The 26,013-nt window shown below is 69.4% G+C and carries 23 protein-coding genes; 14 read left to right on the top strand and 9 right to left on the bottom strand.

The features are described from left to right. The first annotated feature begins 15 nt into the window (after positions 1 to 15). Complete coding sequence (locus tag ACVGV2_RS06435) at positions 16 to 231, top strand: RNA-binding S4 domain-containing protein (RefSeq protein WP_459165125.1); 216 nt, start codon at positions 16 to 18, stop codon at positions 229 to 231. 69 nt (positions 232 to 300) lie between these two features. On the opposite strand, the gene ACVGV2_RS06430 is transcribed toward ACVGV2_RS06435, so the two are convergent. Then, the gene (locus tag ACVGV2_RS06430) at positions 301 to 660 is read right to left on the bottom strand and encodes a HesB/IscA family protein (protein WP_459165124.1); all 360 of its coding nucleotides are present in this window, start codon (positions 658 to 660) and stop codon (positions 301 to 303) included. A gap of 213 nt (positions 661 to 873) precedes the next feature. On the opposite strand from ACVGV2_RS06430, the gene ACVGV2_RS06425 reads away from it, so the two are divergent. From ACVGV2_RS06425 to ACVGV2_RS06410, 4 genes are all read left to right on the top strand, one after another. Next, the gene (locus ACVGV2_RS06425; protein ID WP_459165123.1) at positions 874 to 1,524 is read left to right on the top strand and encodes a DUF3043 domain-containing protein; all 651 of its coding nucleotides are present in this window, start codon (positions 874 to 876) and stop codon (positions 1,522 to 1,524) included. A gap of 133 nt (positions 1,525 to 1,657) precedes the next feature. Further along, on the top strand, positions 1,658 to 2,203 hold the full coding sequence (gene cobU / locus ACVGV2_RS06420) for a bifunctional adenosylcobinamide kinase/adenosylcobinamide-phosphate guanylyltransferase (protein ID WP_459165122.1): 546 nt from the start codon (positions 1,658 to 1,660) through the stop codon (positions 2,201 to 2,203). A 34-nt stretch (positions 2,204 to 2,237) separates the two neighbouring features. Further along, positions 2,238 to 3,371, top strand: a complete 1,134-nt coding sequence (cobT, locus tag ACVGV2_RS06415) for a nicotinate-nucleotide--dimethylbenzimidazole phosphoribosyltransferase (protein WP_459165121.1) — start codon at positions 2,238 to 2,240, stop codon at positions 3,369 to 3,371. After that, complete coding sequence (locus ACVGV2_RS06410) at positions 3,371 to 4,117, top strand: adenosylcobinamide-GDP ribazoletransferase (protein WP_459165897.1); 747 nt, start codon at positions 3,371 to 3,373, stop codon at positions 4,115 to 4,117. The genes cobT and ACVGV2_RS06410 overlap by 1 nt, the downstream gene beginning before the upstream one ends. 565 nt (positions 4,118 to 4,682) lie before the next feature. Here ACVGV2_RS06410 and ACVGV2_RS06405 read toward each other — a convergent pair. The 3 genes from ACVGV2_RS06405 to ACVGV2_RS06395 form a co-directional block, all read right to left on the bottom strand. Continuing rightward, positions 4,683 to 5,786, bottom strand: coding sequence for a branched-chain amino acid aminotransferase (locus tag ACVGV2_RS06405; RefSeq protein ID WP_459165120.1), 1,104 nt, complete (start codon positions 5,784 to 5,786; stop codon positions 4,683 to 4,685). A gap of 112 nt (positions 5,787 to 5,898) precedes the next feature. Next, the gene (locus tag ACVGV2_RS06400) at positions 5,899 to 6,567 is read right to left on the bottom strand and encodes a DUF402 domain-containing protein (RefSeq protein WP_459165119.1); all 669 of its coding nucleotides are present in this window, start codon (positions 6,565 to 6,567) and stop codon (positions 5,899 to 5,901) included. A gap of 5 nt (positions 6,568 to 6,572) precedes the next feature. Then, a complete protein-coding gene (locus ACVGV2_RS06395) occupies positions 6,573 to 7,766 on the bottom strand; it encodes an APC family permease (RefSeq protein ID WP_459165118.1) in 1,194 nt (397 codons plus the stop codon). A 380-nt stretch (positions 7,767 to 8,146) separates the two neighbouring features. On the opposite strand from ACVGV2_RS06395, the gene ACVGV2_RS06390 reads away from it, so the two are divergent. Then, entirely contained in the window at positions 8,147 to 9,634 is a 1,488-nt protein-coding gene (locus tag ACVGV2_RS06390; RefSeq protein WP_459165117.1) for a leucyl aminopeptidase, read from the top strand. A gap of 100 nt (positions 9,635 to 9,734) precedes the next feature. Here the strand turns inward: ACVGV2_RS06390 and ACVGV2_RS06385 are convergent, their stop codons facing one another. Next, entirely contained in the window at positions 9,735 to 10,079 is a 345-nt protein-coding gene (locus tag ACVGV2_RS06385; protein WP_459165116.1) for an oxidoreductase, read from the bottom strand. A 391-nt stretch (positions 10,080 to 10,470) separates the two neighbouring features. Here ACVGV2_RS06385 and lpdA point away from each other — a divergent pair, with 391 nt between their 5' ends. From lpdA to lipB, 4 genes are all read left to right on the top strand, one after another. Further along, a complete protein-coding gene (lpdA, locus tag ACVGV2_RS06380; protein WP_459165896.1) occupies positions 10,471 to 11,841 on the top strand; it encodes a dihydrolipoyl dehydrogenase in 1,371 nt (456 codons plus the stop codon). Positions 11,842 to 11,895: 54 nt separating this feature from the next. Continuing rightward, positions 11,896 to 13,734, top strand: a complete 1,839-nt coding sequence (sucB, locus tag ACVGV2_RS06375; RefSeq protein ID WP_459165115.1) for a 2-oxoglutarate dehydrogenase, E2 component, dihydrolipoamide succinyltransferase — start codon at positions 11,896 to 11,898, stop codon at positions 13,732 to 13,734. Positions 13,735 to 13,851: 117 nt separating this feature from the next. Then, complete coding sequence (locus tag ACVGV2_RS06370) at positions 13,852 to 14,763, top strand: TIGR01777 family oxidoreductase (protein WP_459165114.1); 912 nt, start codon at positions 13,852 to 13,854, stop codon at positions 14,761 to 14,763. A gap of 52 nt (positions 14,764 to 14,815) precedes the next feature. Beyond that, positions 14,816 to 15,562, top strand: a complete 747-nt coding sequence (gene lipB, locus ACVGV2_RS06365; RefSeq protein ID WP_459165113.1) for a lipoyl(octanoyl) transferase LipB — start codon at positions 14,816 to 14,818, stop codon at positions 15,560 to 15,562. Between the two features lie 184 nt (positions 15,563 to 15,746). Here the strand turns inward: lipB and ACVGV2_RS06360 are convergent, their stop codons facing one another. Continuing rightward, on the bottom strand, positions 15,747 to 18,584 hold the full coding sequence (locus ACVGV2_RS06360; RefSeq protein ID WP_459165112.1) for an FAD-binding and (Fe-S)-binding domain-containing protein: 2,838 nt from the start codon (positions 18,582 to 18,584) through the stop codon (positions 15,747 to 15,749). Positions 18,585 to 18,620: 36 nt separating this feature from the next. Then, complete coding sequence (locus ACVGV2_RS06355; protein ID WP_459165111.1) at positions 18,621 to 19,565, bottom strand: LLM class F420-dependent oxidoreductase; 945 nt, start codon at positions 19,563 to 19,565, stop codon at positions 18,621 to 18,623. 130 nt (positions 19,566 to 19,695) lie between these two features. Between ACVGV2_RS06355 and ACVGV2_RS06350 the strand changes: the two genes are divergently transcribed. The 3 genes from ACVGV2_RS06350 to ACVGV2_RS06340 all read left to right on the top strand — a co-directional run bounded on the left by ACVGV2_RS06350 (position 19,696) and on the right by ACVGV2_RS06340 (position 22,564). Beyond that, positions 19,696 to 20,625: an oxidoreductase gene (locus ACVGV2_RS06350; protein ID WP_459165110.1), complete on the top strand. Its 930-nt coding sequence runs from the start codon at positions 19,696 to 19,698 to the stop codon at positions 20,623 to 20,625. A gap of 50 nt (positions 20,626 to 20,675) precedes the next feature. Then, on the top strand, positions 20,676 to 21,674 hold the full coding sequence (lipA, locus tag ACVGV2_RS06345; RefSeq protein ID WP_459165109.1) for a lipoyl synthase: 999 nt from the start codon (positions 20,676 to 20,678) through the stop codon (positions 21,672 to 21,674). A 170-nt stretch (positions 21,675 to 21,844) separates the two neighbouring features. After that, the gene (locus ACVGV2_RS06340) at positions 21,845 to 22,564 is read left to right on the top strand and encodes a DUF4191 domain-containing protein (RefSeq protein WP_459165108.1); all 720 of its coding nucleotides are present in this window, start codon (positions 21,845 to 21,847) and stop codon (positions 22,562 to 22,564) included. A gap of 148 nt (positions 22,565 to 22,712) precedes the next feature. Here ACVGV2_RS06340 and ACVGV2_RS06335 read toward each other — a convergent pair whose 3' ends face one another. Then, positions 22,713 to 23,183, bottom strand: a complete 471-nt coding sequence (locus tag ACVGV2_RS06335) for an RDD family protein (protein WP_459165107.1) — start codon at positions 23,181 to 23,183, stop codon at positions 22,713 to 22,715. A gap of 378 nt (positions 23,184 to 23,561) precedes the next feature. Between ACVGV2_RS06335 and glnA the strand changes: the two genes are divergently transcribed. After that, the gene (gene glnA, locus ACVGV2_RS06330) at positions 23,562 to 24,986 is read left to right on the top strand and encodes a type I glutamate--ammonia ligase (RefSeq protein ID WP_459165106.1); all 1,425 of its coding nucleotides are present in this window, start codon (positions 23,562 to 23,564) and stop codon (positions 24,984 to 24,986) included. A gap of 60 nt (positions 24,987 to 25,046) precedes the next feature. On the opposite strand, the gene ACVGV2_RS06325 is transcribed toward glnA, so the two are convergent. Further along, positions 25,047 to 25,985 carry an NADP-dependent oxidoreductase gene (locus ACVGV2_RS06325; protein WP_459165105.1) on the bottom strand — a complete coding sequence of 313 codons (939 nt, stop codon included), beginning with the start codon at positions 25,983 to 25,985 and terminating at the stop codon, positions 25,047 to 25,049. Positions 25,986 to 26,013 lie beyond the last annotated feature (28 nt).

Below are 26,013 nucleotides of genomic sequence, written 5' to 3'. Positions count from 1 at the left end.
GGGAGAATGGGGGCCATGCGGGACGTTCCCATTCACAGCGACGAAATCCGGCTGGGTCAGCTGCTCAAGCTCGCCGCGCTGGTCGAGCACGGCGGTGAGGCGAAGGCGGTGATCGGCGAGGGACTCGTCGCGGTCAACGGCGAGACGGAGACCCGGCGCGGCCGTCCGCTGCGGGTCGGCGACGAGGTCACCGTGCACGGCGAGACGTTGCGGGTGGCCGCGGACTCGTGACGAGCGGCCCCTGGCACGCGTCGAGGGCCGGCGCAATGCGCTCCGGCCCTCGCACGGGATCCGGCCTCGTCAGTGGAACGAGTCGCCGCAGGCGCAGGAACCGCCCGCGTTGGGGTTGTCGATCGTGAAGCCCTGCTTCTCGATGCTGTCCACGAAGTCGATCACCGCACCCTGCAGGTAGGGGGTGCTCATCCGGTCGACGACGACGCCGAGGCCGGCGAAGTCGACGCGGGCGTCCCCGTCCAGCGAGCGCTCGTCGAAGAACAGCTGGTACCGCAGACCGGCACAACCACCGGGCTGGACCGCGATGCGCAGGTGCATGTCATCGCGACCCTCTTGCTCCAACAACGCCTTGGCCTTCTGGGCGGCCGGGTCGGTCAGCGTAACCCCGTGCGCCGGCGCCTCCGTCGTGGTGTCCTGGGCGGTCATGGACTCTCCCTAGCGGTCTCGTTCAATCCGAATCCGGCAGCTGCTGCAACCATACCGCTGATCCGGATATTCCTGCGGTCCATGGTGACACAGACATCCAGACCGCAGCTGCGGCGAGCCCTGCCGAATTGCCCGCAGCGGGCTAATGACCAGGGAACTTGCTGCTACCCGGTCTGCTGACGTGCGGACGTACCGGTCGAATACCCTGTTGGTGTGAGGTTCCTCCGCCGTAACAACACTGCGCAGACCGCGCCCGCCACCGCCGGGGACGAGCACTCCGACGCCGAGGCTGCCCAGTCCGCCGAGGAGGGCCGCAGCGGGTACACCCCGAAGAAGGGCCGTCCGACGCCGAAGCGCCGCGAATCCGAGGTGCGACGCGGTCCCGTCGCCCCGCCGCCGAAGAACCAGCGGGAAGCGATCAAGCGGTCCCGCGGAACGAAGCAGGAGCGCAAGAAGGCAGCGGCCGAACGTCGGGAACGCATGATGCAGGGCGACGACCGCTACCTCATGCCGCGGGACAAAGGCCCGGTTCGGGCGTACGTGCGCGACATCGTGGACACGCGGCGGCACATCATGGGCCTGTTCATGCCCCTGGTGCTCGTGGTGTTCGCCATCACGCTCACCCAGAACGTGCTGATCCAGCAGTACGCCACCCTGCTGTGCCTGATCCTGCTGCTGACGATGGTGTTCGAGGGCACGCTGCTCGCGCGGCACGTGAACAAGCGCGTGCGTGCGAAGTACCCCGATTCGAAGGACCGCCCGTTCTCCCTCGGCTGGTACGCGTTCACCCGGGCGATGCAGCTCCGGAAGCTGCGCGTACCGCGGCCGCGGCTCGCGCCGAAGGACGCCCACCAGCTCCGATGAGGGCGCGCACCCGTGCGGCGGCGGAGCTGCCCGGCCCGGTGTGGCGAACCGGATCACATCGCGGCACCGGGTGCTGCCGACCTGCTGCCCGCTCCGGGTAGCGTTGCCAAGCGGTCGAGACGGGAGGTCTGCGGTGGCGGAACGCACCCTGGTCCTGGGCGGTGCCCGCTCGGGCAAGTCCGCGCACGCCGAAGGCCTGGCCTCCGCCGCCGACCGGGTGGACTACGTCGCGACCGCGCGCCGGGACCCCGGCGACGAGGAGTGGACCGCACGTATCGAGCAGCACCGCGCTCGCCGTCCCGAGCACTGGCGCACCGTGGAAGCGCCCGACTCCGATGCCCTCGTCGACGCCCTGCGCACTGCTGCTGCCCACCGGACCGTGCTCGTCGACGACATGGCGACGTGGTTGACCGGGGTGCTGGACGACGCCGGCGCCTGGGACCGGGAAGCAGCGGCCCTGCACCAGGTGCAGCGGCACCGCGCGGCGGCGTTCGAAGCGGTGCGGGCGAGTCCCGCGGACCTGGTGTTCGTCTCCGCCGAGGTCGGTCTCGGAGTCGTCCCCGGAACACGCGCGGGCAGGTTGTTCCGCGACGAGCTCGGCGCGTTGAACGCGCAGCTGGCCGAACTGTGCACGCGAGTAGAGCTGCTGGTGGCCGGAGTTCCGCTGCGGCTGCGCTGACCCTGCTCGCACCCGACCCGGGAGGTTGTGTCGGTTGTCCCCCGAACCCCAGTTGCCCCACGAACCAGCCGGCGGCATCGCGCCGCCCGTGTCGTTCCCCGCCGTCCCCGAGCCCGATGAGCAGGCACGCCGCCAGGCCGTGTCGCGCCAGGAGCAATTGACGAAGCCGGCGGGCGCTCTCGGCCGGTTGGAGGAGCTCGGCGTGTGGGTCAGCGCGCGGCAGGGCGTGTGCCCGCCGCGTCCGTTCTCCCGGCCGCGCGTGGTCGTGTTCGCCGGCGATCACGGTGTCTCCACCAGCGGCGTGTCGGCCTACCCCCGGGACGTCACCGCGCAGATGGTGCACAACATCCTCGCCGGCGGTGCTGCGGTCAACGTGCTCGCCGCGAACGCGGGGGCGGGCGTGCGCGTGGTGGACATGGCTGTGGACGCCGACACGCCCGCTGCGATCAGCGCGCACAAGGTCCGCCGCGGTTCGGGGGCGATCGACCGCGAGGACGCTCTGGGCCCCGAGGAAGCCGAAGCGGCCGTGCGGGCGGGACGCGCGGTCGCCGACGAGGAGGTCGATTCCGGTGCCGATCTCCTCGTCGGCGGGGACATGGGCATCGGCAACACGACTCCCTCCGCGGTGCTGATCGCCGCGCTGACCGGCCGCGAACCGGTGGCGGTCGTGGGCCGCGGCACCGGCATCGACGACCAGGCGTGGATGCGCAAAACGGTGACGATCCGGGACGCGTTGCGCCGCTGCCGGCCGGTGCTCACCGATCCCCTCTCCTTGCTGCGCACGTCCGCCGGTGCGGACATCGCCGGACTCGCCGGTTTCCTCGCGCAGGCGGCGGTGCGCCGCACGCCGGTGGTGCTCGACGGCCTGGTCATCGGAGCGGCCGCGCTCGTCGCCGAGGAGTTCGCACCGGGCGCGCACCGGTGGTGGCTGGCCGGGCACCGGTCGGCCGAACCGGGTTCGGACGTGGTGCTCGAGCACCTCGATCTCGAGCCGCTGGTGGATGCGCGGATGCGGCTCGGCGAGGGTTCCGGGGCCGTCACAGCACTGCCGATGCTCACCGCCGCCGTCCGGGTGCTGCGCGAGATGGCGACGTTCGCCGAAGCGGGGGTCGGTGGCCCCGGCACGACGGAGGCGACGGGACCGAGCGCGCAGGACCAGCAGCTGTGATCCCCGCAGGTGACGGCCTCCGGTTGTCGGTGTCCTGGCTGAGCGTCCTACCGGTCGGAACCGGCCGCGTGGACGAGCGCACCGCGCGTCAGGCCATCCTCTTCGCCCCCCTGGTGGGCGGGCTGCTGGGCGGGATCGCCGCGCTCGTGCTGTTCGTGCTCGGCCTGCTGGCAGCGCCGGGTCTGCTCGGGGGGTTGCTCGGTGTGGCCCTGCTGGCGCTGCTGACGCGGGGCATGCACCTCGACGGGCTCGCGGACGCTGTGGACGGGCTCGGCTGCTACGGATCACCGGAACGCGCGCTGAACGTGATGCGGGACGGCAGCACCGGCCCGTTCGCGGTGGTGGCGCTGGTGCTGGCCGTGGGGATCCAGGCGGTGTCGCTGGCCGCGCTGGCCGGGGCCGGGCAGTGGTTGTTCATCGTCGTCGCCTGCGCGGTCGGCCGCGCGGGGTTCGTGCTGTGCTGCCGGCGCGGAGTGCCGGCTGCCCGCCAGGAGGGCATGGGGGCGCTGGTCGCGAACACGCAGCCGAGGTGGGCCGTCGCCGCTTGGTGGGGCGTCCTGACGGTGCTCGGTGCGCTGGGCGCGGCCTGGTCCGGTGCGCTCGCCGTGGTCCTCGCGGGCGCGGCTCTGTGGGCGCTGGTGCGCCACGTGCACGCCCGCTTCGGCGGAGTCACCGGCGACATCCTCGGCGCCACCAGCGAGCTGGGTGTCACGGTCGCGCTGGCCGTCGGCTCGCTCGCCTTCTGAGGACCTTCGCAGGTCGGCGGCCGCACACGCGGCGATACACTCGAACTCCAGTTTCACTCGATGCGATGGCGGAACGCGTTTTCGGTGGCACCTGCCGGCACACCAGCGGCATGGTGTGCACATGAGTTCGACGGAGATCCCCCTCGCCAAGCAGTCCCAGCCGTACACCCAGTCCCAGCCGTACACCGCGCACGCCACCCCTGCGGCGAAGATGCGAGCGGCACCGCGGCGACTCGCAGGCGCGGGCTCCTCCGTGGACACACAACGCACCGCATCCGCTCCGCCGACGGCGCGGCTCCGCCCACTCGACCCACTGCGATGAGGAAGGCTCCTCGCAGCAGCCGATCATCATCCGTGCGCTGGCATCGCAGTCCCGGCACTGCTCGGCACAGGCCGTACCTCCGAACAACCGCGGCTCTTTGACAAGTCCACAGTGGAAGAACGGCCCATCGACGGAGGCGCCGCACCAGGCGGACCGCACTGCGGCGCCTCTGACGGGTGGGCAGGACCGCACCGCTCCCCTCTCCGGATTCGGTCCTGCCCACCTGCCACTGGTGGACGGGAATCAGAGCAGACGGGTCATCCACCCGTGAGGGTCCGCGACCGCCCCTTGCTGGATCCCGGTCAGGTACTCACGCAGCTTCATGGAGATCTCGCCCGGGTTGCCATCACCGATCGTGAACGCGCCGTCGCGGTGCTTGACGTGGCCGACCGGGGTGATCACGGCAGCGGTACCGCAGGCGAACACCTCGGTCAGTTCTCCGCTGTTGGCCTGCTTCTCCCACTCGTCCGTGGTGATGCGGCGCTCCTCCACCGACATTCCCAGGTCCCGGCCCAACTGCAGCAGGGACTCGCGGGTGATGCCGGGCAGCAGACTTCCGCTCAGTTCCGGGGTCACGAGACGCGCCTCGGACCCCGAACCGAACACGAAGAACAGGTTCATCCCGCCCATTTCCTCGACCACCCGCCGCTCCGCGGCGTCGAGCCAGACGACCTGATCGCAACCCTGCTCGACGGCGGCCTGCTGCGCCGCGAACGACGCCGCGTAGTTCCCGGCGAACTTGGCGGCTCCCGTCCCACCCGGCGCGGCCCGCACGTATTCGTGGCTGAGCCAGACGGTGACCGGCTTGACGCCGCCGGCGAAGTAGGAACCGGCCGGGGATGCCAGGAGCACGTAGAGGTAGCTGTTCGACGGACGGTTGACACCGAGGCTGACCTCCGTGGAGATCATGAACGGCCGCAGGTAGAGCGCGCTCTCACCTTCCTCGGGAACCCACTCGCCGTCCACGGCGAGCAGTTCGCGCAGCGAGGCGAGGAACAGTTCCTCCGGCATCTCCGGCATCGCCAAACGCCGCGCCGAGGACTGGAAGCGGCGTGCGTTGGACTCGGGCCGGAAGGCCGCGACGGAACGGTCGGGCTGCCGGTAGGCCTTGAGCCCCTCGAAAATCGCCTGGCCGTAGTGCAAGACCGTCGTCGCCGGCTCGAGCGTCAGCGACCCGTACGGTTCGACGCGCGCGTCGTGCCAGCCCTCGTCCTGGGACCAGCGGATCGTCACCATGTGATCTGTGAAGAACTGCCCGAATCCCGGGTTCTCGAGTACCTCCGCGCGCCGCTCCGGCGAGGTCGGCTGCTCGTGCTGAATCCGGGTAAAAGACAGTGCTCCACTCATGTGCGTACCGTATCGCGCCCGTTCGTCCCCTGAAAAGCGCAGTCCCGAGGCAGAGGTGCAGGGCAGGCCGCCGCAAACCGGCATCCGAGATCTTCGCGTCTCGGCATGGCGCTCAGGACAGGAACTCAGCGGGGAGTTCGACGGGCGGCCAATCGGGGTCGGGATGCGCCGTGCAGTACGTACCGTCGAACGGGAACTGGCCGGCTTCGGCCAGGACGATCATCCGCTCGGCCTCGAGGCGGAGTCGGTCGAGGTGCGCGCGCCCGAGCCGTCCGGCGGCCAACGCGGGTGCGAGTTCGTCCTCGTCCTTCCAGCGCCAGCTGCGGTCCGCGAAGACCTCGACGTCGAGCACGCCATCGGCGCGATCGACCCCGGCCGCGTCGCGTCCGAGCGGAACCTCGAGGTTGACGTACCAGTTGCGGAAGGATCCGTCCGCGTTGAAGAACCACCACACCGATGCCCACCGATGGCTGTAGACGAGCCGCAGCGTCGACGTGCCGGACCACGTCGAACGCACGGGAACACGGGACACGCGGAATCGTTCGTCCACGGGGAGCTGCCGCGGTGTGCGCCCGTCGGGCGAGGTGGTGATACGGATCGGCGTACCGGCCACGACCCAGCAGAGCATCCGGTCACCGTCGTCCTCGAGCACGCGTGCCGGATGCACCGTGCCGAGCGATCCGTCCAGACGGCGGAACCGGTACAGGATCTGGTCGCCGTAGTCCCAGGTAACGCTCGCCGCTGTGGCGGCGGCTCCGCCCGGATGACCGTTGTCGAGCATGGACCTCAACTCCAGCGGCGTGTGTACATCCCGGCGACGACCGGCCCCGCCGACGCGGTCACCGCCGTCGCCAGCAGCGTGTGCACCGGCATGCTCATGAACAAGACCACCGACAGCCCCATTCCCGCACAGGTGGTGCGCGCTGCCCACACACGTGGCGTGCTCCGGTCGTGCAGGCTCAAGCGTGCACTCGCGTTCACCAACGCGCTGTGCACGAGCAGGCAGCATGCCGCGAACACCATCGCAGGTACCGGTTCCACGAGCATTCCGAGACACGCCGCGAGCACCCCGCCGGAGAGATCGAGCAGGTAGGGCGTTCCCGAGTTTCCGGTGCGGCCCAGCACCCCGGGCAGCTCGCGGTGCTCGATCATTGCCCGCGCGGTACCGCGCATCCCTTCCAGCGCCGCGAACAAGGCGGGCACGAGCCCCGCTGCGGCCAACGAGCTGATCAGTGGGACGAGATCGGCGGCGGCGGCTGCGATGAGCACGTCGCGCAGCGGATTCTCCGACAGGGCCAACCGAGCGGCACCGAGCTGGTACACGCATGCGGCGAGGAAGGCCACGAGCACGCCGGCACTCGCCAGCAGCGCCACGCCGGCGACTCGTCCCGCGACATCACCGGAATCCCTGTTCTCATCCGGCGTGGACGCTCTTCCGCCCGCGAAGAACGCGAAGCAGAGCACTCCGGCGGCTCCGGTGATCCCGAGGGCTCCGGTGATCCCGAGGGCTCCGGTGGAGTCCGGTGCGGCCGAAGGCACTTCCGGCGGCGCGATCGCGAATCCGGCGACCGTCGCGAGCACGGGTGCCGCGAGAGTCACCGCGAGCCAGGCCCACGCCACCCCGCCGCGCATGCGCAGTCCCGCCACAGCAGCGACGACGACCCCGAGGATCACCATCGGTGCCATCGACGCGGGAGCGCCCGGGAACAGCAGCTCGGCGATGAACCGGCCGAGCACAGCCATGACCGCGATCTGCCCCACCAGCGACGTGCTCGCAGTGATGCGACCGGGCACCACGCCGAGGCGGTCACGGGTACAGGTGTAGGCCGGGGCCGGCGAGCGGTAAGTCGCCCCCTGGTGCGTCGCGGCCACCGCAGTGCAGGCCATGGTGACCACCGCGATCAGCACGCTCAGTGGCAACCACCGTCCCGCTTCCGCCATCGCGGGAGCGGGAGCGAGCAGCACCCCGGCTCCGAGCATCGCGCCAAGCGTGCGCGGAAGGAGCCGTGCGACGCGAGACCGGCCGCGGGAAGTGCCAACAGCACCGGCACAAGGGGACACTGGACCACCCTCGCAGAGCACATCGGGCCTGACAGCCACCTGTCGGTTGATCCCCTGTCGGTTGATTCCGCGCTGCGTGGCCCACGCCGCAGCCGCTCAGTTCAGCCTACCGAGCGCCTGCCACGCGGTTGCCGCCTCGACTGGCGAGGACGACGCCCGTCCTCGTTCTACAGTGCGGGTGGACATCCGATACCGCGATGCCCGGGAGCGCGACTCACCGCAGCGCTTCGCCTGCGCACAACCGCGTTCCCGGACACGCGGATCGGCAACAGCGCATGTCGTGATCCGGAGGACGTCACGTGAACACGCCAAACCTCACCCTGACCGATGCATCGCTGGACAAGCTGGCTGTCCATGTGCTCGTGTTCGGCATCGTCCAAGGCGAGGACGGGCCGGAACCGGCCCCTGGAAGCGAGGCCGTCACCGACTGCTTCGAGGGAGCGTTGGGCGAAGTGCTCAGCACCATGGGAGCCACCGGCAAGGCCGAGGAAGTCACACGGCTGCCCGCCGGCTCCCGCTGCCAGGCCGATGTGCTGCTCGGGGTGGGGCTCGGTGCGCCCGGTGAGAACGGCGTGAGCGCCGAGGCCGTGCGGCGTGCCGCCGGTGCCGCCGCACGCGCGCTGGCGGGCACGGAACGCGCGGCCACCACCCTGTCGGCCCTGGACCTCTCGGCAGCGGTGCAGGGGACCGTGATGGGGGCCTACTCGTACCGGGAGTACAAGTCGAGCTCCGAGGAGGCTCCGGTGAGCTCCGTGGAGTGCGTCGTGCCGGACGTGCAGGAGCAGGATCGTTCCACGCTCAAAGGCGCCGGAGCGATCGGCGAGGCCGTCAACCTCGCGCGGGACCTGGTCAACACACCGCCGAACGATCTCTACCCGGCCGCGTTCGCCGAACGCACCAGCGACCTCGCCAAGAGCGCGGGGCTCGAGGTGGAAGTACTGGACGAAAACGATCTCCGCAAGCACGGTTGCGGAGGTGTGCTCGGGGTCGGCGCCGGTTCCGCCCGCCCACCGCGCATGGTGCGATTGCGGTACTCGGGCCCGAAGGCCACATCGAAGGTCGCGCTCGTCGGCAAGGGGGTCACGTTCGACACCGGCGGGATCTCGCTCAAGCCGGGGCCCGGCATGCCCGACATGACCTCCGACATGGCCGGTGCGGCGTCGGTGGTCGCGACGATGGTCCTTGCGTCCAAGCTGCACTATCCGCTGGAGATCACCGCTACGGTCCCGATGGCGGAGAACATGCCGTCCGGTAGCGCCTACCGCCCGGGTGATGTGCTGCGCATGTACAACGGCACGACGGTCGAGGTGCTCAACACCGACGCCGAGGGGCGGCTAATCCTCGCTGATGCGATCAGCCGTGCCTGCGAGGACGGCCCCGACTACCTCGTGGAAACCTCCACGCTCACCGGCGCACAGGTGGTCTCGCTGGGCAACCGCACTCCGGGCGTCATGGGTAGCGACGAGTTCCGGGACCGGGTGGCGCAGAAGTCGCGCGCCGTCGGTGAGAACGGTTGGGCGATGCCACTGCCCGAGGAGCTGCGCGGAGAGCTGGACTCGAAGTTGGCGGACATGACGAACGTGACCGGGCAGCGCTGGGGCGGCATGCTCGTGGCCGGGCACTTCCTCAAGGAGTTCGTCACCGAGGGGGTCTCGTGGGCGCACATCGATGTGGCGGGCCCCGCGTACAACACGAACTCGGTGTGGGGCTACACCCCGAAGGGGGGAACGGGCGTACCGGTGCGCACGTTGGCCGCCGTGCTCGCCGACATCGCCGACCGGGGCTGATCCGTCAGCGGTTGGGCCGCTGGGCCGGTCCGGAGCACCCGCCGCGACCCTGGCGTCTGTTCCGGGATCGCGGTTGTTCCGGGGTCGCCGGTGCAGCGGCTCAGTCCTCGGACTGCAACCCCCGTTTGCGCAGGATGCGCTGCCGCGCCTGGTAGTCGCGCATGCGCTGCGGGTATCCGACTTTGGTCACTTCGTAGCAGGGCACACCGATCTTGCGGGTGAGTTTGAACCCCGCGCCAGGCCCGTTGACGCGTCGCCGCGTCCACTCACCGTCATGGGCGATGAGCATGAGAGTCGTCTCGGTGACTGCGGTGCGTGGTTCGAGGTAGCCCTCGACGCCGTGCCGTTGCCCCGCCCAGGCGACGAGGTGGTCGACATCCTGCGAGTCCGCCGACCGCACGCCGCGTGACCGGCGTTTCCTCCGCAGGCGATCGAACAGACCCACGATTGCCTCCTGCTGCTCGCACTGCCGTGCCGTCTACCGGGCGCGCATCCGCGTGCCCACCGCCACGGAACCGTACGTTGCCCCTGCACGGCCAACTGCTGTGCGGCTCGCCACTCCGAGGCGGATGTTCTGGAACAATCCGCCCGTCCCGTACGTTGATGATGCCATCGGCGATCGGGGCCCCGAACAGGGTTTATGCCCGCGTTTGACCAGATCACCCGATGGTCGGCCGTTGAAAGCGACGGTCGCGGGCTCACCGAGCCCACATCGCACCCCGCTGCGCCGTGGTGACAAGATGTCGTATGGGCCGGTGACCTTCAGGGTCCGGTGGTTGACCCGTGGTCCGCCGGACACCAACAGCGAGTCAACGATGCCTGTCGAGGAGAGCAAAGTGACCGACACGTCCGCCGATCTGGTCATTCTCGGCGGCGGTTCGGGGGGCTACGCCTGCGCATTCCGCGCGGCAGAGCTCGGCCTGTCCGTCGTCCTCATCGAAAAGGACAAGCTCGGTGGGACCTGCTTGCACCGCGGGTGCATCCCCACCAAAGCGCTGCTGCATGCAGCGGAGATCGCGGATTCCTCCCGTGAAGCCGACCAGTTCGGAGTCAAGGCCTCCCTCGAAGGCATCGACATGGCCGGTGTCAATTCCTACAAGGACGGGGTTGTCGGGGGGCTCTACAAAGGTCTGCACGGGTTGGCGAAGGTGCACAACCTGACCTACGTCGAGGGCGAAGGCCGCCTGGTGGACAGCCACACGGTCGAAGTCGGCGGTGAACGCTACACCGGCAAGAACGTCGTTCTCGCCACCGGCTCGTACTCCAAGACACTGCCGGGGTTGGAGCTGGGCGGTCGCATCATCGCCAGCGAGCAGGCGCTGAACCTCGATTACGTCCCGGACAAGGTCGTGGTGCTGGGCGGCGGCGTGATCGGCGTGGAGTTCGCCAGCGTCTGGCGTTCCTTCGGGGCCGAGGTCACCGTGATCGAGGCGCTGCCGAATCTCGTGCCGAACGAAGACGAGTTCCTCTCGAAGCGCCTGGAACGCTCGTTCCGCAAACGAGGCATCAAGTTCAAGACCGGCGTGAAGTTCGCCGGCGGGGAGCAGACGTCCGACGGCGTCACCATCAGCCTCGAAAACGGTGAGCAGCACGAGGCCGATCTCATGCTCGTGGCTGTCGGCCGCGGCCCGACCACCACCGGACTCGGCTTCGAAGACGCAGGCATCCAGATGGAGCGCGGGTTCGTCCGCACCGACGAACGACTGCGCACGAACGTTTCCGGGGTGTACGCCCTGGGCGACATCGTCCCGGGGTTGCAGTTGGCGCACCGCGGTTTCCAGCAGGGCGTGTTCATCGCCGAGGACATCGCGGGACTCAACCCGCCCGCGATCGACGAGGCCGGGGTCCCACGGGTGACGTACTGCCGTCCGGAGGTCGCCTCGGTGGGCTTGACCGAAGCCGATGCCAAGGAGAAGTACGGCACGGTGGAAGCGTTCACCTACGACCTCGCCGGCAACGGCAAGAGCCAGATCCTCAAGACGGCGGGCGCGGCCAAGGTGGTGCGGGTCGCCGGCGGGCCCGTGGTCGGTCTGCACCTCATCGGCGACCGCGTGGGCGAACTGATCGGTGAGGGACAGCTCATCTACAACTGGGAAGCGCTCCCGGAGGACGTTGCGCCGCTGGTGCACGCGCATCCCACCCAGTCTGAAGCTCTGGGCGAAGCGCATCTCGCCCTGGCCGGCAAGCCGCTGCACGTGCACGGCTGACCTCGGCACCGGATTCAGCCCGCACCCCGCCACATCACGAGGAGTCAACAGACGATGGCCTTCTCAATCCAGATGCCCGCGCTCGGTGAGAGCGTCGCCGAGGGCACGATCACGCGGTGGCTCAAGCAGGTCGGCGACACCGTCGAAGTCGACGAACCGCTCCTCGAAGTCTCCACCGACAAGGTCGACACCGAGGTCCCCTCCCCCTCGGCCGGCGTGCTCCAGCAGATCGTGGCCCAGGAGGACGACACCGTTGAGGTCGGCGCGGAACTCGCGGTCCTCGCGGACAGCTCGGAGGACTCCGGCGGTGCGCCCGCCGAGCCTCCGGTCCAGCAGGAGCAACCGGCCGCCGAACCGCAGCCCGCTGCGCAGGAGCAACCTCAACAGCAGGAGCAGCCCCAGCAGCAGGAGCAGCCGACTGCGCCGGCCCCGGCACCCGCCGCTGCCGAGGGCGGCGAAGCCGAAGGCACCGATGTGACCATGCCCGCGCTCGGTGAGAGCGTCGCCGAGGGCACGATCACGCGGTGGCTCAAGCAGGTCGGCGACACCGTCGAAGTCGACGAACCGCTCCTCGAAGTCTCCACCGACAAGGTCGACACCGAGGTTCCCTCCCCTGTCGGCGGCACGATCCTGGAGATCGTGGCCAGTGCGGACGACACGGTCGAGGTCGGCTCGAAGCTCGCGGTCGTCGGCACGGAGGAGGCCGCGTCGAGCACCCCGGCCGCTCCGACACAACCGGAGCAACCCGCCCAGCCAGAGCAACCCGCCCAGCCAGAGCAACCCGCCCCGTCCGAGCCTTCCGCTCCTGCTCCGCAGCAACAGGCCCCGCAGCAGCCCGCACCCGAGGCCGAACAACCGGCTGCGCCGCAACCTGCCTCGACAACGGCTCCCGCGGAAGCTCCTTCGGCGCCAGCCGCCCCGGCGCAGCAGGAGACCGACACCGCCTCCTCCGGCAGTACCCCGTACGTGACACCGTTGGTCCGCAAGCTCGCCAATGAGCACGGCGTCGACCTGTCCACGATCAGCGGTAGCGGCGTCGGCGGCCGAATTCGCAAGCAGGACGTGCAGGCGGCGATCAACGCGAAGCAGCAGGCTCCCTCCGCGGCAGGTGCTCCGCCGAGCGCGCCCTCCGCACCGAGCTCTGCCGAGCCGTCGCCGGAGGACCAGTCGCTGCGCGGTACCACGCAGAACATGTCCCGCCTGCGGCAGGTGCTGGCGCAGCGCATGGTCGAGTCGCTGCACACCGCGGCGCAGTTGACCACGGTGATCGAGGTGGACGTCACCCGGATCGCCTCCCTGCGGGAGCGGGCCAAGGACAGCTTCGCCGCCGCCGAAGGAGTGAAGCTCAGCTTCCTGCCGTTCTTCGAGAAGGCCACGGTCGAGGCGCTCAAACTCCACCCGAAGCTCAACGCCTCGATCGACGAGGAGAACAAGCAGATCACCTACCACGGTGCGGAGCACCTGGCGGTGGCTGTCGACACGGACCGCGGCCTGGTCTCCCCGGTGATGCACGATGCCGGCGACCTCAACCTCGGCGGTCTTGCGCGCAAGACCGCCGACCTCGCCGACCGCACGCGGAACAACAAGATCAAACCGGACGAACTGTCCGGCGGGACGTTCACGATCACGAACACGGGCAGCCGCGGTGCCCTGTTCGACACGCCCATCCTCAACCCTCCGCAGGTGGGCATGCTCGGGACCGGTGCCGTCGTCAAACGTCCGGTCGTCGTCTCCGACGAGACCGGTGGAGACACCATCGCGATCCGCTCCATGGCGTACCTGGCGTTGTCCTACGACCACCGCCTGGTCGACGGTGCCGACGCGGCCCGCTTCCTCAACACGGTGAAGCACCGCCTGGAGGAAGGAGCGTTCGAAGCCGACCTCGGCTTGTGAGCGGTATCGACCTCTGCACAGCACCGATGCCGGTGCTCAGCCTGCGCCCCGTGGAATCACCGATTCCACGGGGCGTTCGCTGTCGCACGAACGGACGCAGTACGGGACGATCGAGATATGCGCGTGATTGTGGCCGGCTCCTCCGGACTGATCGGGACGCGTCTGGTCCCCGCCTTGCGGGCCGGCGGGCATGATGTCCTTCGCCTCGTCCGCCGTCCCGCCCACGCCCCTGATGAGCAGGAGTGGGATCCGGATCGGGGGGAAGTTCCCCCAGAGGCGCTGGTCGGGACGCATGCGGTGGTGAACCTCTGCGGCGCCGGCATCGCCGAACGCCGCTGGAGCGCTGCGCGCAAGCGCACGCTGCTGCATTCCCGGCTGCGCCCCACGGCGGTGCTGGCCCGCGCGGTGTCGCGCCACGACATCCCCGTCCTGGTCAACGCCTCGGCAGTGGGTTTCTACGGAGACGCGGGCGCCCACCCGGTCACAGAGTCGAGCCCAGCCGGAACGGGCTTCGTCCCCGAGCTCTGCCAACGGTGGGAGCATGCTGCCCGGGAAGCGCAGGCGCGTGTAGTTGCGCTGCGCACCGGACTGGTACTCGCTGCAGACGGCGGCTTGCTGGCAAGATTGCGCCCGCTGTTCGCCTGCGGGCTCGGCGCCCGCTTGGGGACGGGGACCCAGTTCATGCCGTGGATCTCCCTCGAAGACGAGGTCGCGGCGATCCGGTTCGTGCTGGAACGCCCGGAGGTCTCCGGCCCGATCAACCTGACGGGACCTGCACCGGTCACCAACGCCGAGTTCACGCGGATCCTCGCCGAGAACATGCACCGACCCGCGCCATGGGCGATTCCCGGCTTCGCCCTGCGGGCCACTCTGGGGGAGCTCTCCGGTGAACTGCTCGGTGGGCAGCGAGCGTTGCCCACCGCGTTGGAAGGTCACGGGTTCACTTTCGCGCATCCCACGCTCTCCGCGGCGCTGGCCGCGGGCCTGGGAGCTCGCTCCGCCGCGCAAGCACAGGATTCGAACACCTGAGCACGCCCTGGGCCGGCCTGGCGCATTGCGGTGCGAGCGTAAGCTAGCGCACGTGAGCAACACGGCGAAAACCTGTCGCGCCTCGCAGGAGCCCGTTGAGGTGCGCGCACTCGGCTTGATCGACTACCAATCGGCATGGGATCTCCAACGGGAACTGGTTCGAGGGCGCGGAGCCGGAGAAGCACCGGACACCCTGTTGCTGCTGGAACACCCGTCGGTGTACACGGCGGGCAAGCGCACCGAGCCCGCGGATCGCCCGGACGACGGGACGCCTGTGATCGACGTCGACCGTGGGGGGAAGATCACCTGGCACGGGCCCGGGCAGCTGGTGGGGTATCCGATCATCGCGCTGACCGATCCGATCGACGTGGTCGACTACGTCCGCCGCCTGGAGCAGGCGTTGATCTCGGTGTGCGATCAGTACGAGCTCCCCTCCGGGCGGATCGAGGGCCGCAGCGGCGTGTGGCTGCCCGCGGACGGCACGCGGCCCGAACGCAAGATCGCGGCGATCGGCATCCGTGTCCAGCAGGGCGTGACGATGCACGGCATCGAGTTGAACTGCAACGCTGACCTGAGCGAGTTCGACCGGATCATCCCCTGCGGCATCCGAGACGCCGGCGTGACGTCCCTGTCCGCGGAAGTGGGCCGCGAAGTGACCACCGAGGAGGTCACTCCGCTGGTGCGGCGGGCCTTGCTGGACGCTTTCGACGGTGCGCTACCGGTCACTGACCGGGACATCCAGCGGGCCGAGCCGAGCGCGGCCGGTGCCACTCTGGAGCTCGATCCACGCCTGCAGTGACGCGTGCACGGCACGGGTGCGGCCGTTCCCCGCTCGAGCTGTGAGCATCTGCCCGGTGTGCTTCTCGCGCCGAGTCAGCCCCATCGGGCGCGCAGTGCGGACGCGAGGCCAAACAGCCGCTGCCGGTCCGCCTCGTCAAGCGACGGCAGACGCCCACGTGGTGAGGCGGACAGCGGGGCGGTGCTCAATGCCGTAGAAGGGCGCTCTGCAGCAGCTCGGCGAGATGCGTCCCGCGCCGCTGCGTTCCCTGCGCGATCTGCGTTCGGCAGGAGAACCCGTCGGCGAGCACGAGGTCCTCCGCACCGATCGCTCGTACCTTGGGGTACAGCTCGAGCTCCGCGCAGCCTTGGGACACCTCCCAGTGCCCCTGTTCGAAACCGAAGTTGCCTGCCAGCCCGCAGCAGCCGGCGGAGACGAGGTCCGGGCTGATGCCCAGTGCGCTGAGCACCTCCCTGTCCGGTGCGTGCGACCCCTTGGCTTCCTGGTGGCAGTGCACCTGGCAGACCGCGTGCGCGTCGATCCGCTCGAACGGCCACGGGCCATCGTGCCCGGCAACGAGTTCGGCGAGCGTCACCGTGTGCTCGGCCAACTTCCGCGCCCTGGGGTCGTGCGGGAGCAGTTCCTCGGCTTCGGCGCGGAGCGTGATCGTGCAGGAGGGCTCCAACCCCACCACCGGCAGGCCGGCGGCCAGGTGCGGTGCGAGTGCGTCCAGGGAGCGTTTCAGCACGCGGCGGGCGACGTCGAGCTGCCCGGTGGAATGCCAGGTCAATCCGCAGCAGACGTTCCGCCGTGGAAGCACGACCCGGTAGCCGAGGGCTTCGAGCACTTCCACGGCGGCTTGACCTACGTGCGGTTCGTGGAAGTTGGTGAACGTGTCCGGCCACAGCACAACGGTGCGCCGACCACGGGAGCCGCGGCGCCGCAGCCACCGGGTGAACGGCCGGGAGGCGAAGCGGATCATGTCGCGGCGCGGCTCGATACCGCCGAGCTTTTTCACTCCGTTCGCGACCTGTGGGCGGGACAGCAGCGCGTTGACCAACCGCGCCGTTCCGGGAACCGCCGTGACCAGCCGCGACCACAACGGCAACCATCCCATGGCGTAGTGCGCCCGCGGGCGCAGGCGCCCGGCGTAGTGGTGGTGCAGGAACTCGGCCTTGTACGTGGCCATGTCCACGTTCACCGGGCAGTCGTTGGCACAGGCCTTGCACGACAGGCACAGGTCCAGGGCTTCGCGGACCTCCTCCGAACGCCATCCGTCCTGGATGGTTTCGCCGCGGAGCATTTCGGCGAGCACACGCGCCCGCCCGCGGGTGGAGTGCACCTCGTCGCGAGTGACCTTGTACGACGGACACATGCTGCCCCCGCTCATCGAGCGGCACGCACCCACTCCGACGCAACGGTGCACCGCGTCGGGAAACGAGCCGTTGTCACTCGACAGCGCGTGCACCGGGGTGAGGTCGAAGGTGCGGTCACCGGGGCCGGGACGCACGTCCGCGTCCAGCGGGGCCGGGTCGACGATTACCCCCGGGTTGAGCAGGCCGTCGGGATCGAACTGGTGCTTGAACCCGGCGAAGCACGTGAGCATGTCCGGGGAGTACATGGTGGCGAGCAGCTCGGAGCGCGCGCGGCCGTCCCCGTGTTCACCGGAGACCGACCCGCCGTAGCCGACGAGCACCCCGGCGGCCTCGTTGAGGAACGAGCGGTACCGCGCCAACCCCTCGGACGTGCCCAGTTCGAAGTCGATGCGCAGGTGCAGGCACCCTTCACCGAAGTGCCCGTACGGCACCCCGCGCAGTCCGTGCTCGTCGAGGAGCCGGTACAGGTCGTACAGGTAGTCGGCCAGGTGCTCCGGCGGCACGGCCGAGTCCTCCCAGCCGGGCCAGGCCGCGCCCCCGTCCGGCAGCCGGGTCACGGTGCCTGCGCCCGCTTCGCGGATGTGCCACAGCGCGCGCATCGCCGTCGGGTCGGTGACCACGATGCCGGTCACCGACTCCGACTGCCGGCTTGCTCGCCGCTGCAGGTCCCGGGCGCGCTGGTAGGCCTCGTCGTGGGAGGCACCTCCGGTTTCGCAGTACAGCCACGCACCGCCCTCCGGGAGTTCCGCGCCGACCTCGGCGCGGCCCGGACGGGTGCGCAGCGCGGCGAGCAGGTCCGCTGCCATGCCTTCGACGGTGCGGGCTCCCGCGGCGGCCAGGGTCGGGGCGGCGGCCGCCGCGGCGTAGACGTCTGCGAAGCCGAGCACGAGCAGGGCACGTGCTGCCGGACGGTGCACGAGCTGCACGGTGGCTTCGGTGAGCAGACCGCAGGTGCCTTCGCTGCCGACGAGGGCCTTGGCCGTGTCGCTGCCGTTCTCCTCGAGCAGGTAGCTCAGCCCGTAGCCGGAGACTTGGCGGCTGAACCGGCTGAGTTCGGTGCGCAGCAGTGCGCGGTTGTTGTCCCGGAGGGCGCGCAGGCCCCGGTCGGTGCGCTCGTCGCCGGTGCTGCCGCCGCGCACGTCGAGTTGCGAACCGTCGGGGCGCAGCAGGGTCAGCGAGGTCGTGTTGTCGGCGGTGGTGCCGGTGAACACCGAGCGTGCGCCGCAGGCGTTGTTGCCGATCATGCCGCCGAGGGTGCATCGCGAGTGGGTCGACGGGTCGGGCCCGAAAGCCAGTCCGTACTGCCCGGCGGCGGCCTGCAGGTCGTCGAGCACGACTCCCGGTTGCACGCGGGCGGTGCGGGCGTCCGGGTCGATGCCGAGGATCCGGTCGCTGTTTCGGGAGAAGTCGACGACGATGCCGGGGCCGAGCGCATTGCCCGCGATGGAGGTACCCCCACCGCGCGCGGTGACGGGGGTCCCGCTCTCGACCGCCAGGCGCAGCGCCTCCCGGGCGTCCTCGTCGTCGCGCGGGTACACGACGGCGAGGGGAACCTGCCGGTAGATGGAGGCATCCGAGGTGTACGCCGAGCGCGTGGTCAGATCCGTGCTCACCAGCCCCGGAAGGGCGGTGGCGAGCTTTTCCTGCAACGTCGCGGTCGTTGCCATACTCGCCGGTTTCCTCCTCGGATCACAGCTGGGCGTTCACAGCTGGGGCGCCACCCGTTCGGCCACCAGATCGAGGTGTTCGAGATCGGTCAGGTCGAGCACCTGCAGGTACAAGCGTGACAGGCCGGTGCGTTCGCGCCAGGTGCCGATGCGGTCGACGACTTCGTCGGGGGTGCCGCACAGTCCGTTCTGCCGCAGCTCGTCGACGTCGCGTCCGATCGCGTCGCCGCGCCGTTCGATCTCCTCCTCGTCCTCACCGACGCACAGCACGAGCGCCGCGGAGCGGGTGATCTCGTTCTGGTCGCGTCCAATTTCGGAGCACGCTGCGGCCACCCGCTCGTACTGCGTGGTGGCCGTGTCCATGTCCACGAACGGCAGGTTGAACTCGTCGGCGTAGCGCGCGGCCAGCAGCGGGGTGCGCTGCTTGCCGGTACCGCCGATGATCACCGGTGGACGGGGGTACTGCACCGGTTTCGGCAGTGCCGGCGAGTCGGACACTTGGTAGTAGTCGCCGGTGTACGAGTACGGCCGGCCCTGTTCCGCGTCCCAGAGACCGGTGATGATCTCGAGCTGTTCGGCGTAGCGGTCGAACCGCTCCTGGAGGCTCGGGAAGGGAATGCCGTAAGCGGCGTGCTCCCGCTCGTACCACCCGCTGCCGATGCCGAACTCGACGCGACCCCCGGACATCTGGTCGACCTGGGCCACGGAGATCGCCAAGGGCCCGGGCAAGCGGAACGTCGCGGCACTCATGAGCGTTCCCAGGCGGATACGTGCGGTTTCGCGGGCGATCCCGGCAAGTGTCAGCCAGGCGTCGGTGGGACCGGGCAGGCCGCTGACGTCGCCCATCTTCAGGTAGTGGTCGGAGCGGAAGAACGCGTTGTACCCGGCTTCTTCGGCGGTTTTCGCGACACGCAGGAGGTCGTCGTAGGTCGCGCCTTGCTGCGGCTCGGTGAAAATTCTGAGTTCGACGTTGCCATGCACGGCTCACGAGACTACGTCCGCGGGCGGTGCACTCGCGATCCGCTCGGGCGGGCCACGCCGCCACGGTCTGGACCACGTCGGGGGCGCTGGCCCTACCAGCGCGACCCCTACTCTCGGTAGGGTCCGGAAGATGGCGCACTGGACGGAACTCGACATGCCTGCTCAACACGGGCGCACCGTGCTCATCACCGGAGCGAACTCCGGGCTCGGCCTGCACAGCGCTCGCGTCCTCGCCAGCGCCGGAGCGCGGGTGCTCATGGCGTGCCGCGACCGCGAACGCGGGAAAAGCGCTCGGGACCAGGTCGCGTGCACGTCGGCCGTGGAGCCCGAGCTCGTCGAACTCGACCTCGCCGACCTCGCCAGCGTGCGCAGTGCCGCGGCCGAGGTGCGGGAACGCACCGGGGACGGCGTGGACGTGCTGATCAACAACGCCGGAGTGATGGCCACACCCCGACGGAGCACCCGGGACGGGTTCGAACTGCAGCTGGGGACGAACCACCTCGGGCATGCGCTGTTGACGTGGCTGCTGCTGCCCGTGTTGCGCCACGACGCCCGGGTGGTGACCGTCTCGAGCCTGGCGCACCACCGCGGCGGGCTCGACCTGAGCGATCCGAACTTCGAGCGGCGCTCCTACTCACCGGTGCGCTCCTACGGGCAGTCGAAGCTGGCGAACCTGCTGTTCACGCTGGAGCTGTCCCGCAGGGCCGAGGCCAGCGGGCGCAGGCTCACCAGCGCCGCCGCGCATCCGGGCATGAGCGCGACGGAACTCGTGGCGAACACGGCGCGCATGCGCAGACTGCCCAGGCAGTTCGACCGCGTGATCGATGCGGGTACGCGTGCGCTCACCCAGCCGGTGGAGCTGGGCGTGCTGCCTCAGCTGCTCGCTGCGACCGCACCGAACGTGCGGGGTGGTGATTTCTTCGGTCCGAGCGGTTTCGCGGGGATCCGCGGCTACCCGACCCGCGCCCGGATGAGCCCCCGGGCGCGGGAGCCGCAGACCGCGCAGCGGCTGTGGGAGTTGACTGCGGAGCTGGTGCAGCACGAGCCCGTGTTCCGGTGATGACGCTCACGGTTTCACTCGGGGCGGGGCGAACGCGTAGCCTGTGAGCTGTGAGTGTGGCGCCAGAAGGGCGAAAACTGCTGCGACTCGAGGTCCGCAACAGCCAAACGCCTATCGAGAAGAAGCCGTCGTGGATCAAAACACGCGCGCGGATGGGCCCGGAGTACAAGGAGCTCAAGAGCCTCGTCCAGCGCGAAGGGCTGAACACCGTCTGCGAGGAAGCGGGCTGCCCGAACATCTTCGAGTGTTGGGAGGACCGGGAAGCCACGTTCCTCATCGGCGGGGATCAGTGCACGCGCCGCTGCGACTTCTGCCAGATCGACACCGGAAAACCAGCCGAGCTCGATGTTGAAGAGCCTCGCCGTGTGGCCGAGTCGGTGCAGGCCATGGGTCTGCGCTACTCCACGGTGACGGGTGTGGCGCGGGACGATCTGCCGGACGGCGGCGCCTGGTTGTACGCGGAGACCGTACGCCGCATCCACGAGTTGAACCCGGGCACCGGGGTGGAGCTGCTCATCCCGGACTTCAACGCAGAGCCGGATCAGCTCGCCGAGGTCTTCGGCTCACGCCCGGAGGTGCTCGCGCACAACGTGGAGACGGTTCCGCGCGTGTTCAAGCGCATGCGCCCCGCGTTCCGCTACGACCGGTCGCTGCACGTGATCACGCAGGCTCGGGAGGCCGGCTTGGTGACCAAGTCGAACCTCATCCTGGGGATGGGTGAAACGCCGGACGAGGTCGGCCCGACGTTGCGCGATCTCCACGACGCCGGGTGCGACATCATCACGATCACCCAGTACCTGCGGCCGAGCCAGCGCCACCATCCGGTGGACCGGTGGGTCAAGCCGGAGGAGTTCGTCGAGCACACCAAGACCGCCGAGGAGATCGGCTTCCCCGGTGTCATGGCTGGGCCGCTGGTGCGGTCCAGTTACCGCGCCGGGAGGCTGTACGCAAAGGCCACGGTGCACCGCGGCATGCCGCTGCCGGAGAACCTGCAGCACCTGGCTCAGGCCGGCTCGGCCGCGCAGGAAGCATCGCAGCTGGTGCAGTGAGCGTCGTTGCGCCACGGGCGTAGCTCATCGCGGCGGCAAGCTGCGGGCACGTCCGTGCGCGCCGGCGTGTTCGCACCACACGTGCCCACTGCGCGTGGACAGTCGATCCCGTCGAATCCACCGGAAGTCCCGCCTGCTCGTTTCCGGAGCGCGTCCGTATCCTGAGGAATATGGCCAAGCAGGAGAAGGCCGCGAAGGGCGCGGCCAAGAAGAAGCGCGGGTCGGGCCGGTTCAGCCAGATCCTCCAGGCGTTCAACATGCAGCGCCGGGAGGACAAGCTCCTCGTCCCGTTGATGCTGGCGATACTCGTCGGTGTCACCGCCGTGGTCTTCCTGCTGGGCATGATCTGGGGACTGCACTGGATCTTCCTGCCCATGGGGATTGCGCTGGGAATTCTCGGCGCGGTCGTCGTCTTCGGACGCCGCGTGCAGGCCACCGTGTACCGCAAGGCCGAGGGCCAGCGCGGTGCCGCGGCTTGGGCGTTGGACAACCTCCGCGGCCGGTGGGTGGTTACGCAGGCGGTCGCAGGGACGGCCCAACTGGACGCGGTGCATCGGGTGCTCGGCCGACCCGGCGTGGTGCTCGTCGGCGAGGGCGCATCGCATCGGGTCAAAACGCTGATGAACCAGGAGAAGAAACGCATCGCCCGCGTGGTCGGCGACACCCCGATCTACGAGGTCGTCGTGGGTGACGAGGAAGACCAGGTACCGCTGCGCAAACTGCAGCAGCGGTTGATGAAATTGCCGCGCAATATCAACAGCGGCCAGGTCGACCAGCTGGAGAACCGTCTTTCGGCGCTGGCCAGCCGCGCCAACGGTGGTCCGAAGGGCCCGATGCCGCAGGGTTCGCGGATGAAGAGCGTGCAGCGCGCCGCCCGCCGGGCGAAATGAGCGCAGGCCGGCCGTCGGGCGTGCGCGCCGTCGGGCGTGCGCGCCGTCGGGCGTGCGCGTCTGAGGGCACCTGCAAGCGGCCGGCCAGCTCACACCACCTGAGGCGGCACCACCCGGGGCGCGCTTCCCCTCCGGGTGACCTCTGCGCTTACCGCTGCAGCACCACGGTGCCGGAGAGGCGGTCGTGCCAGGAGCGGTTGTCGTAGTTCCAGATCACCGCGGGAACGATGACCGCGGTGAGCACGCAGCGCAGAACAGCTCGCAGGGGCCCGACCGTGCGCGAACCGTCCACGCGGGCGACCCAGATGCGCAACAGCATCATCCCCGGGGTGGCCCCGGCGAAGCTCACCGGAACGACGGTGATCACCGCCCAGGCGAGCAGGCTCCAGTCCCGCGGCAGGTCGGGAGCGGTGAAGAGCCCGGCGATCAGCGCCGCGAACACTATGTCCAGCAGGAATGCGAGCGCGCGTCGCCCCGTGCCTGCTGCGGCTCCCGTCCCGCTCTGCGGAAGACCGAGGCGCTGCCCGCGCCATTCGGGCCGTTCATCCGCCCCCCGCTCGCGCGCGTGCGTCAACGCCGCGCGGGGCCCGTCCAACCATGAACCGAGGATCTCGCGCACGTCACCAGCATACGTGCCCACCGTCGTTGCACCCTGCCCGCCTCGTTCCGCGTATGCTGGGAACGTGAGCCTCCGGTACCGGTGGCGCGCAGCAGCGGCCGTCGCTGCGCCACCTGCACCCTCCGCGTGCACTCCGCCACCTGCTGCTCCAGCCCGCAGAGCTGTGTTAACGCGCGTGAAACACACGAGTGACGAAGGGGCAACAGCGACGCACTAGGCTCGAACCCGAGCCGACGAGACCAGGCCACGCCACCGACCGGTGGTCGTGCCCGTGCTCCCGGGCAGTACTGCCGCCCCGCTGCATGCGCGCGGAGGTCAGCGGCAACGTTGTCGGCACTGGCGTCGGTGAGCTGAACGATTCCGAAGGAGCCGCCGAAGGTGTTCAAGAATCCAGACGAGGTCCTGCGCTACATCGCAGAGGAGAACGTGCGTTTCATCGACGTCCGCTTCTGCGACATGCCGGGCGTGATGCAGCACTTCACCATCCCCGCAGATACTTTCGACCAGGCCACCTTCACCGAGGGGCTGGCGTTCGACGGCTCATCGGTCCGCGGCTTCCAGTCGATCCACGAATCGGACATGCTGTTGCTGCCCGATCCCGTCACGGCGCGCATCGACCCGTTCCGCGTGGAGAAGACGCTCATCCTGAACTTCTTCGTCCACGACCCGTTCACCCGAGAGCCCTACAGCCGGGATCCACGCAACATCGCCCGCAAGGCCGAGCAGTACCTGGGTGAGTCGGGCATCGCCGACACCGCCTTCTTCGGCGCCGAGGCCGAGTTCTACATCTTCGACTCGGTCCGCTTCGACGAGGACGCGAACAAGAGCTACGCCGAGGTCGACTCCGTCGAAGGCTGGTGGAACACCGGCCGCTACGAGAACGGCGCGAACCTCGGTTACAAGAACCGCTACAAGGGCGGCTACTTCCCCGTCCCGCCGTACGACCACTACGCCGACCTGCGCGACGAGATGAGTCGGCGTCTCATGGACGCGGGTTTCAGCATCGAACGCGCCCACCACGAGGTCGGCACCGGTGGCCAGGCGGAGATCAACTACAAGTTCAACACGATGCTGCACGCCGCTGACGACGTGCAACTGTTCAAGTACATCGTGAAGAACACCGCCTGGCAGAACGGCAAGAGCGTCACCTTCATGCCGAAGCCGCTGCTCGGTGACAACGGCTCCGGCATGCACAGCCACATGTCGCTGTGGAAGGACGGGACGCCGCTGTTCCACGACGAGGCCGGCTACGGCGGCCTGTCGGACACCGCCCGGCACTACATCGGCGGCATCCTGCACCACGCGCCGGCCGTGCTGGCGTTCACCAACCCGTCCGTGAACTCGTACCACCGGCTCGTCCCGGGCTTCGAAGCACCGGTGAACCTCGTGTACTCGCAGCGCAACCGCTCCGCCTGCATGCGCATCCCGATCAGCGGCACGAACCCGAAGGCCAAGCGCGTCGAGTTCCGCTGCCCGGACCCGTCCGGCAACCCGTACCTGGGGTTCGCCGCCATGTTGATGGCCGGCCTCGACGGAATCCGGAACAAGATCGAGCCGAGCGAGCCGATCGACAAGGATCTCTACGAACTGCCACCCGAAGAGGCCAAGAACGTTCCGCAGGTGCCGAGCAGCCTGGAGAGCGCGGTGAACAGCCTGGAAGAGGACCACGAGTTCCTGCTCGAGGGCGGAGTGTTCACCGAGGACCTGATCGAGAACTGGATCACGTTCAAGCGCGAGAACGAGATCGACCCGATCCGGCTGCGCCCGCATCCGTACGAGTTCGCCATGTACTACGACGTGTGATGCGACCGGGAGGACGGCGAAGCTCCGGTGGTTCCGAGCGGGCACCGGGGTTTTCCGTCGTCAGAACACGTCCAGCACGAGCTTGCCGCGTACGTGGCCCTCCTCGAGCAGGCGGTGCGCATCAGCGGCCTGCGCCAGCGAGTAGGTCTGCTGCACCTCGATGCGCAGCCGGCCGTTCGCGGCGAGCTCGGCCAGCCAGGCCAGCTGTTCCGCGTTCGGCCGCACGAACACGTACTGGCCGCCCAGCTGCAGCACGTTCTCCGGTTCGTCGGCCACGGACGCGAACCGGTGCGGCTCGTGGAGCATCCGCGGCGCATCCGCCAACGACTGCCCGCCGACCACATCGATCACGGCGTCCACTTTGCCGTCACCGCCGACGAGTTCGGCAACGCGTTCCGGCAACCACTCGCCGTAGGTGATCGGTTCGGCGCCGAGCTCGGCCAGGAAGTCGTGGTTGCGTTCCGATGCGGTGCCGATGACGCGGGCCGCACCGAGCTCCTTGGCCAGCTGCACCGCGAAGTGCCCGACGCCGCCGGAGGCGGCGTGCACGAGCACGGTGTCTCCTCGTCCCACGTCGCAGGCGTGCAGCAGCTGCAGCGCGGTCAACCCGGCCAGCGGGAGCGCCCCGGCACGTGTGAAGTCCAAACCTGCGGGTTTGTGCGCGATCCCCCGCAGCGGGGCGCTCATGAGCTCGGCGTAGGCACCGTTCTGCACGTGGTCCTCGCGGACGTAGCCGAGCACCTCGTCGCCCGCGCGGAACTCCGTCACCGCCGGTCCGACCGCGCGGACCACACCCGAGACGTCCCATCCAGGGGTGAGCGGCGTGTGGTGCGGAATCATGCCGCTGAGGTAGCCCCGGCGGATCTTCCAATCCACCGGGTTCACCCCGGCCCCGCGCACTTCCACGAGCACCGCGTCCGGGCCCAACAGCGGTTCCGGCACGTCCCGGATCGCCAGCACGTCCGGTTCACCGAATTCGGTCAACGCAATCGCCTGCATGCCCGCATTCAAACATCGCGGGGCGCTC

The sequence above is a fragment of the Bounagaea algeriensis genome (genome assembly GCF_054491375.1).
This window is presented reverse-complemented; position numbering and strand designations above follow the sequence as displayed.

Bases quoted from the DNA above. Each gene is read 5' to 3' on its own strand.
- ACVGV2_RS06400 (WP_459165119.1), bottom strand. From the start codon at position 6,567: ATGCTCGACAACGGTCATCCGGGCGGAGCCGCCGCCACAGCGGCGAGC.
- ACVGV2_RS06395 (WP_459165118.1), bottom strand. From the start codon at position 7,766: ATGCTCGGAGCCGGGGTGCTGCTCGCTCCCGCTCCCGCGATGGCGGAA.
- ACVGV2_RS06370 (WP_459165114.1), top strand. From the start codon at position 13,852: ATGCGCGTGATTGTGGCCGGCTCCTCCGGACTGATCGGGACGCGTCTG.
- ACVGV2_RS06430 (WP_459165124.1), bottom strand. From the start codon at position 660: ATGACCGCCCAGGACACCACGACGGAGGCGCCGGCGCACGGGGTTACG.
- sucB (WP_459165115.1), top strand. From the start codon at position 11,896: ATGGCCTTCTCAATCCAGATGCCCGCGCTCGGTGAGAGCGTCGCCGAG.
- ACVGV2_RS06340 (WP_459165108.1), top strand. From the start codon at position 21,845: ATGGCCAAGCAGGAGAAGGCCGCGAAGGGCGCGGCCAAGAAGAAGCGC.
- ACVGV2_RS06405 (WP_459165120.1), bottom strand. From the start codon at position 5,786: ATGAGTGGAGCACTGTCTTTTACCCGGATTCAGCACGAGCAGCCGACC.
- ACVGV2_RS06360 (WP_459165112.1), bottom strand. From the start codon at position 18,584: ATGGCAACGACCGCGACGTTGCAGGAAAAGCTCGCCACCGCCCTTCCG.
- ACVGV2_RS06350 (WP_459165110.1), top strand. From the start codon at position 19,696: ATGGCGCACTGGACGGAACTCGACATGCCTGCTCAACACGGGCGCACC.
- ACVGV2_RS06325 (WP_459165105.1), bottom strand. From the start codon at position 25,985: ATGCAGGCGATTGCGTTGACCGAATTCGGTGAACCGGACGTGCTGGCG.
- ACVGV2_RS06435 (WP_459165125.1), top strand. From the start codon at position 16: ATGCGGGACGTTCCCATTCACAGCGACGAAATCCGGCTGGGTCAGCTG.